Raw genomic sequence first — 6,925 nt, forward strand, 5'->3', positions numbered from 1 at the left:
CCGGGCCGGACGCGCCGGGTCAGCGGTTCGGGCGCAGCGTCCAGACGACGGTCATGCGGGTGGTCTCCCGCCCCTCCGCGTCGGTGATCGTCACCGAGACGGTGAACTCCGGGCGGGTGCCCGCGTCGAGCTCGGCGAGGACCTCACCTGCCGGACGGTCCAGTTCCGCGACGGCCGTGAGCGGTCCGCGCGCCAGCCGCGAGTAGGCGATGTCGGAGCGGACGACGAGCGGCGTGGCCCGTTCCATGACCGCCCCGAACGCCGCCAGGCCCACCGCCCCCGACGCCGTCTCACCCAGCCCGAAGATCATCGCCGCGTGCGGACCACCGACGTGGTTGTGCAGGTCGGGGGCGTCGGGCAGGTGGGCGACCGCGCGCTGCGCCGTGGTCTCCCCGAACGTGATGCCGACCGTGCGCACCCAGTGCACCGTCTGCGTCATCGCGGCGCCGACCCAGCTCGTGTCCGTCGTCATGCACGCATGCTACCCCCGGGTAGGCTTGGTCCGTTTTGTCTGTTTTCTCGCTATACGGAATCGACCCGGTTGTGAGCGGGAGCACTCGCGACTGGAATCGGGAGCCAGACAGAGACGTCCCCAGGGAGGTTCGCCGGTGAAGGCCGTTCGGGTACACGCGTACCACGAGGATCCGAAGATCGACGACATACCGGAGCCCACGATCCAGGGCCCGCTCGACGTGATCATCAAGGTGGGTGGCGCCGGGGTCTGTCGTACCGACCTGCACATCATCAACGGCGACTGGGCCGAGGCGATGGCGCCCGACCTGCCGTACGTGATCGGTCACGAGAACGCCGGGTGGGTCCACGAGATCGGCGACGGTGTCACCAACGTGGCCGTCGGCGACACCGTCATCCTGCACCCGCAGCCCTCCTGCGGGCTGTGCCTGGCCTGCCGCCGGGGCAAGGACATGCAGTGCGAGAACGCGTTCTTCCCCGGCCTGTCCAGCAACGACGGCGGCATGGCCGAGTACCTGCGCACCACCGCGCGGGCGTGCATCAAGCTCGACCCGACCACCAACCCGGCCGACGTGGCCGCGCTGGCCGACGCCGGCATCACCGCCTACCACGCGGTGCGCAAGGCGGTGCCGGACCTGTTCCCCGGCACCACCGCCGTGGTCCAGGGCGTGGGCGGGCTCGGGCACATCGCGGTCCAGGCGCTGGCGGCCATCACCGGCACGCGCATCGTCGTCGTCGACCGCAACCCCGACGCGCTGGCGCTGGCCAAGCAGATCGGTGCGGACGAGACCGTCCTCGCCGACGGCAACCACATCCAGACCGTGCTCGACCTGACCAACGGCCGCGGCGGCGACGTCGTGTTCGACTTCGTCGCCGAGCAGGGCGCGGAGCTCGACGCGTGGGCGATGACCGCACCCGCCGGGTCGCAGTACATCCTCGGCTACGGCGGCGAGTTCAAGGCTCCGACGCTCGACTTCGTCGGCGGCGAGAAGAACGTCATCGGCAACATCGTCGGCACGTACGCCGACCTGTCCGAGCTGATGGTCCTGGCCCAGGCCGGGAAGGTCACGCTGCACACCAAGCAGTACCCCCTGGATGCGGCGCTCGACGCCCTCCACGATCTCGACGCCGGCCGGGTCCGCGGCCGCGCGATCCTCGTTCCGTAGATCACCAAGAACGACGCGAGAGAGGTTCCCACCACCATGTACGAGAAAGACGGCGAGAAGTACTTCGTGGTCGACTCCCACTCCCACTTCTGGGACGCGAGCCGCGAGAACTGGCGCGAGGGTCGCGAGGAGTTCGCGAAGGGCTGGATCGACTGCTTCTACGGCTACCACCAGCTGGCCCCGCCCGAGACCCACTGGGACTACGAGAAGTACCTCAAGGTCACGCCCGAGGACTTCAAGCGCGACATGTACGAGGAGGGGCACGTCGACGTCGCGATCTTCCAGTCGACGTACCTCAAGGAGTGGTACACCAACGGCTTCAACACCGTCGACCAGAACGCGGCGCTCCTGGAGGAGCTCGGCGACAAGGTCATCGTCAACGGGCGCTTCGACCCGCGTGACGGAGCCGAGGGCCTCAAGCAGCTCGAGGCCGACGCGAAGAAGTACAACCTCAAGGGCGTGAAGCTCTACACCGCGGAGTGGAACGGCGACTCCCGCGGCTACAAGCTCACCGACCCGGCCACCTACGAGTTCCTGGCCGCCGCGCAGGAGCTGGGCATCAAGAACATCCACGCCCACAAGGGCCCCACGATCTGGCCGCTGAACAAGGACGCCTTCTCCGCCGACGACGTCGACCAGGCCGCCACCGACCACCAGGGCCTGAACTTCATCATCGAGCACGCGGCCATCCCGCGGATCGACGACTTCTGCTTCATGGCGGTGCAGGAGCCCAACGTGTACGCGGGCCTGTCGGTCGTCATCGGCGGCCTGATGCACGCCCGCCCGAAGTTCTTCGCCAAGGTGATGGGCGAGCTGCTGTTCTGGGTCGGCGAGGACCGCATGACCTTCGGCGGCGACTACAACATCTGGACGCCCAAGTGGCAGGTCGAGGGCTTCGTCGACTGGCAGATGCCCGACGACCCGGCATTCTCCGACTACCCGCGCCTCACCGCGGCCACGAAGAAGAAGATCCTGGGCCTCAACGCCGCGCGGCTCTACGACATCCCGGTGCCGGCCGAGCTGCAGCTGCCCTCCGACGACCCGGCCCAGCCCGGGGAGCAGCTGGTCGACGCATGACCGGCACCGTCGCCGGCGTCTGGCAGGCGTTGGGGACGGTGATGGACCCGGAGCTCGACGAGCCCATCACGGATCTCGGGTTCGTCGAGTCCTCCACCGTCTCCGACGACGGGGTCGCCACCGTGGTGCTGCAGCTCCCGACGTTCTTCTGCGCGCCGAACTTCGCCTTCCTCATGGTCGCCGACGCCTACGACGCGGTCATGGAGGTCGACGGGGTGCGGCACGCGGTGGTGACGCTGAAGGAGAACCAGACCGCCGACGCGATCAACAAGGGTGTCGCGGCCCAGGCCGGCTTCATCAAGGCGTTCGAGGGGGAGGCCACCGCGGAGCTCGACGAGCTGCGCACGGAGTTCCTCTCGAAGGCCGCGATCGCCGGCCAGGACCGGGTCGCCCAGCCGCTGGTCGACGACGGGGCGCACCCGGACCGGCTCGCCACGATGACGCTCGGCGAGGTGCCACCCTCGGTGGACCTCGACCGGCTGCGTGACCGGCGGGCGAAGCTGGGGCTGCCGGCGGGCGACGACGCCCCGCTGCTCATGCACCCCGACGGGAGCCGGGTCACCACGGAACAGGTGCCGCTGCACCTGCGCCGGGCCCGGCTGCGACGGGTGGGCATCGAGGCCAACGGCCACATCTGCCGCGAGATCATGAAGACGAAGCTGGCGGTCGGCGCACCGTAGCGTCGCCGCCGAGACGATGCCCCGTCCCCGGGCCACCGGGGACGGGGCATCGCCATGGACGGAGGGGGCTGGTCCACCCATGACGGTGGCGATGCAGACGTTGATCACGGGGATGCAGGCGATGACCGACGCCTTCCACGCGGCGATCGAGTCCGGCGACCTCGACGCCGCGCTCGCCGTCGTCGCCGAGGACGGCGTCCTGGAGGACGTGCCCGTCGGCGGGCCGCGCTCCGGTGCCGAGCTGCGCCGCCACCTCGCCGAGGACGTCCTCCCGCACCTGCCCGCCGACCTCGGCATCCGGCGGGTCACGCGTACCGCCGACATCCGGACGCTGGTCGACCAGCGGCTCGTCGGCTTCACCCACGACCGCGAGCTGCCGTGGCTGCTGCCCGGCGTCGCCGCCACGCACCGCCGGGCCGAGGTGCTCGCGATCTCCGTGGTCGCGTTCCGGCACCGCACCCACGCCGCCGTCACGCGGTCGCTGATCGTGTCCCACCGCACGCTGTGGGACCAGACCGGCCTGCGCACCCAGCTGGGTCTGGCCTAGGCCCCGCCCCGCCGCGGCGCCCTCCGACTGGAGGAGGGTCTAGGTTGGCCACGTCGAGATCGCTGCGTCTCCGCAGCCGCGTCCCCCGGCCCCGCCGGCCCGCCCGCAGCGCCGGTCGGGGGCCCCGGACGATCTCCTGCGACGACCGCGCGACCGCTAGTCCGAACGCCGCGTTACACCCCCCGAACGGGTGAATCACGCCGCGATGGCGCTGTTCCGCTGAAACGGATGAATGTCCGACGTCGATCCGCACCTGCGGAAACACGATCGATCCTTGTGACGCGTAACACCGTCGCGATTGGGAACTTCCTGCACCCCGAACGGCTGACCTGATCATCCCGGCCATATCTGGGCCGCTCCGCACTTCGTTTGGTCTCCGACAATGCCGGACGCGGGCGACCCCCGTAGTCGGCGTCTGGACGAAAGGACGACGGTGTCCGCTCACCGCGCGCGTACCGGCACACACCCTTCTTCCGGTGTGCCGGCTCTCGGCGTGGGTGCGGACCTCCCCCGCACGTAGCAGTACTCACCACCACGCAGTTCCGCACTGGGTTCGCTCCCCCCGCCCCATATCCGGGCCGGGAACCCTGATCAGGAGGACAACGATGCCCGCTCACCGCGCCGGCACCACCACACGATCCGAGTCACGCGACTCGGGCACCGGGCGCATGTCGCTGAACCGCCGGAAGTTCCTCGGCTACCTGGTCGCCGCGCCGACGCTCGTCGTCGTCGCGGACGTCGGGCGGGAGGCCGTCTTCGGCGGCGCCCCCCAGGCCAGCGCCGCGGCCCTCCCGTCGCCGCCGCAGACCCCGGAGTACTACGAGTTCGTCGACTCCTACCGCGACGCCTGCCGGCTGACCAACGCGCTGCTGCGGGTCGAGGTCAAGGAGGACGGCCGGGTGGCCTTCGCGCTGCCGCGCTCGGACAACGGCCAGGGCATCCAGACCCTCTTCGCGATGATCATCGCCGAGGAGATGGGCATCGACCCGAGCGACGTGGACGTCACGCTGGCCGACGCCCGCCCGGAGCTGGTGTTCAACCAGCTCACCGGTGGCTCCAGCACCACGTACTCCCTCTACACCCCGGTCCGGGTCGCGGCCGCCATCGCCAAGGGCGCGCTGCTCGACGCGGCCGCGCAGGCGCTGGACGGCGAGCGCCGGCTCCTCGAGACCGCCGGCCTCACCGTCGTCGACACCGCCGGCAACTCGATCGGGTTCGGCGAGCTGAGCAGGCTGGCGGCCGTCCCGGTCACCACGCCGGTCGAGGTGGTCCTGAAGGCGAACGAGGAGTTCACGATCCTCGGCAAGCCGCGAGGCAAGGACGACGCCTACGCGATGGTCACCGGCCAGAAGAAGTTCACCTGCGACATCCAGGTCCCGGACGCGCTGCCGACCGTGATCTGCCGGGCGCCCGAGCTGAACGGCTTCCCCGACGGCGGGCCCTCGAACATCGACGAGGTCCGCAACATGCCGGGCATCACCGACGTCGAGCCGATCGGCAACGGCATCGCGGTCCGCGCGCGGACCTTCGGCCAGGCCATCGACGGCGTGAACGCGCTGGAGCTGAACTGGAACCCCGGCACCGTCTCCGGCCAGAGCGACGAGGACATCGTCGAGGGCCTGCGTGCCGCCGAGCTGCCGCTGGCCGTGCCCGCGGTGCCCGGCAAGACGCTCGAGCAGGAGCTCATCCACTACTCGCGCAACGGCTCCGCTCTGGAGACCAACTGCGCGATCGTGACCTTCGACGGCAGCCGCGCCGAGGTCTGGGCGCCCGCCAAGAGCCCGATCGCCGGGGCGAAGATCGTCTCCGAGAAGCTGGGCATCGGCGTCAACGACGTCACCTTCCACGTCATCCCCGGTGGTGGCTCCTTCGGTCGCCGGCTGTTCAACGACCACGTCCAGGAGGCCTCGGAGGCCTGCCTGGCCATCGGCAAGCCGGTCAAGCTGATGTGGGACCGCGCCAACGACTGCCGCCAGGGCCGCGTGAAGCCGCTGTGCGTCACGCGGGTGCGCGCCGTGGTCACCGACGACGCGGTGGCGAGCTTCGAGCTCCGCTACTCCGGCGTGAACATGGAGGTCGACGAGGGCCTGACCGACGTCCTCACCTCGCAGGCCATCAAGGCGCCGGGCGGGAACCTGGGGGTGTCGGAGACCTTCTGGGAGCTCTCGGTGCACACGCCCTACAACTTCGGCGTCAACACCCGGGCCATGGTCGAGACCAACTACGGCTTCAACTCCGGTTCGACCCGTAACGTCTACGGCCCCGACACCTGCACCGCCCGCGAGCTGATGATCGACCGCATCGCCGAGCGGCTGAACAAGGACCCGTACGAGTTCCGGGCCGAGTTCGTCAAGACCGAGCGCCTGCGCAAGGTCATCCAGCGCGCGGCCGAGGAGGCCGACTGGGGCAAGTCGATGCCGGCGGGCACCGCGCAGGGCATCGGCGTGCACCAGGAGTACAAGTGCGCCACGGCCTGTGTCGTGGAGATCGACGCCCGGCCCGAGACGGTGAACCGCCAGGTCCGCTCCGGCCGCACCGGCCCGCGCGTCACCAAGGTCACCTTCGTGGTCGACCCCGGCCTGCTGCTCAACCCGCTCGGGTACGAGGCCCAGGTCCAGGGCGGCATCAACGACGGCATCGCCAACGCCATGACCGCCGGCCTGCACCTGGTGGACGGGTCGTTCGTCGAGGCGAGCTGGGACAACTACTTCTACACCCGGCAGTGGAACACCCCGCCCGAGGTCAACGTGATCCTCATCGAGGACTCGGAGTACCCGGACCCGGGTGGCGCCGGCGAGGTCGCGGTGGCGGCCACCATGTCGGCCGTCGTGAACGCCTTCCGGCGGGCCACGGGGATCGAGCCGACCAACACCCCGGTGCTGCACAACGAGCCGTTCCCGGAGGGGTTCACCCAGTACCCGACCGCGCCGCCGATCCCGACCTCGCCGACCAACGGCCTCGAGTTCACCTTCTAGGAGCCTGAC

General features: G+C 70.1%; 6 protein-coding genes. 5 read left to right on the forward strand and 1 reads right to left on the reverse strand.

Annotated features, from left to right (window positions below; all coding sequences use genetic code 11):
* Positions 1 to 19: 19 nt before the first annotated feature.
* Positions 20 to 472 carry a DUF4442 domain-containing protein gene (locus PHY01_RS24815; RefSeq protein ID WP_141282487.1) on the reverse strand — a complete coding sequence of 151 codons (453 nt, stop codon included), beginning with the start codon at positions 470 to 472 and terminating at the stop codon, positions 20 to 22.
* A 136-nt stretch (positions 473 to 608) separates the two neighbouring features.
* On the opposite strand from PHY01_RS24815, the gene PHY01_RS24820 reads away from it, so the two are divergent.
* From PHY01_RS24820 to PHY01_RS24840, 5 genes are all read left to right on the forward strand, one after another.
* Positions 609 to 1,637: an NAD(P)-dependent alcohol dehydrogenase gene (locus tag PHY01_RS24820; RefSeq protein WP_141282488.1), complete on the forward strand. Its 1,029-nt coding sequence runs from the start codon at positions 609 to 611 to the stop codon at positions 1,635 to 1,637.
* Between the two features lie 36 nt (positions 1,638 to 1,673).
* On the forward strand, positions 1,674 to 2,714 hold the full coding sequence (locus tag PHY01_RS24825) for an amidohydrolase family protein (protein ID WP_141282490.1): 1,041 nt from the start codon (positions 1,674 to 1,676) through the stop codon (positions 2,712 to 2,714).
* Positions 2,711 to 3,394: an iron-sulfur cluster assembly protein gene (locus tag PHY01_RS24830; RefSeq protein WP_141282492.1), complete on the forward strand. Its 684-nt coding sequence runs from the start codon at positions 2,711 to 2,713 to the stop codon at positions 3,392 to 3,394. Before PHY01_RS24825 ends, PHY01_RS24830 begins: the two co-directional genes overlap by 4 nt.
* Before the next feature lie 79 nt (positions 3,395 to 3,473).
* Positions 3,474 to 3,941: a nuclear transport factor 2 family protein gene (locus tag PHY01_RS24835; RefSeq protein ID WP_141282494.1), complete on the forward strand. Its 468-nt coding sequence runs from the start codon at positions 3,474 to 3,476 to the stop codon at positions 3,939 to 3,941.
* Between the two features lie 668 nt (positions 3,942 to 4,609).
* Complete coding sequence (locus PHY01_RS24840; protein WP_246086139.1) at positions 4,610 to 6,916, forward strand: molybdopterin cofactor-binding domain-containing protein; 2,307 nt, start codon at positions 4,610 to 4,612, stop codon at positions 6,914 to 6,916.
* The last annotated feature ends 9 nt before the right edge of the window (positions 6,917 to 6,925 follow it).

Origin of the sequence: Pseudonocardia hydrocarbonoxydans, assembly GCF_006539565.1 — a bacterium.
Lineage (GTDB): Bacteria > Actinomycetota > Actinomycetes > Mycobacteriales > Pseudonocardiaceae > Pseudonocardia > Pseudonocardia hydrocarbonoxydans.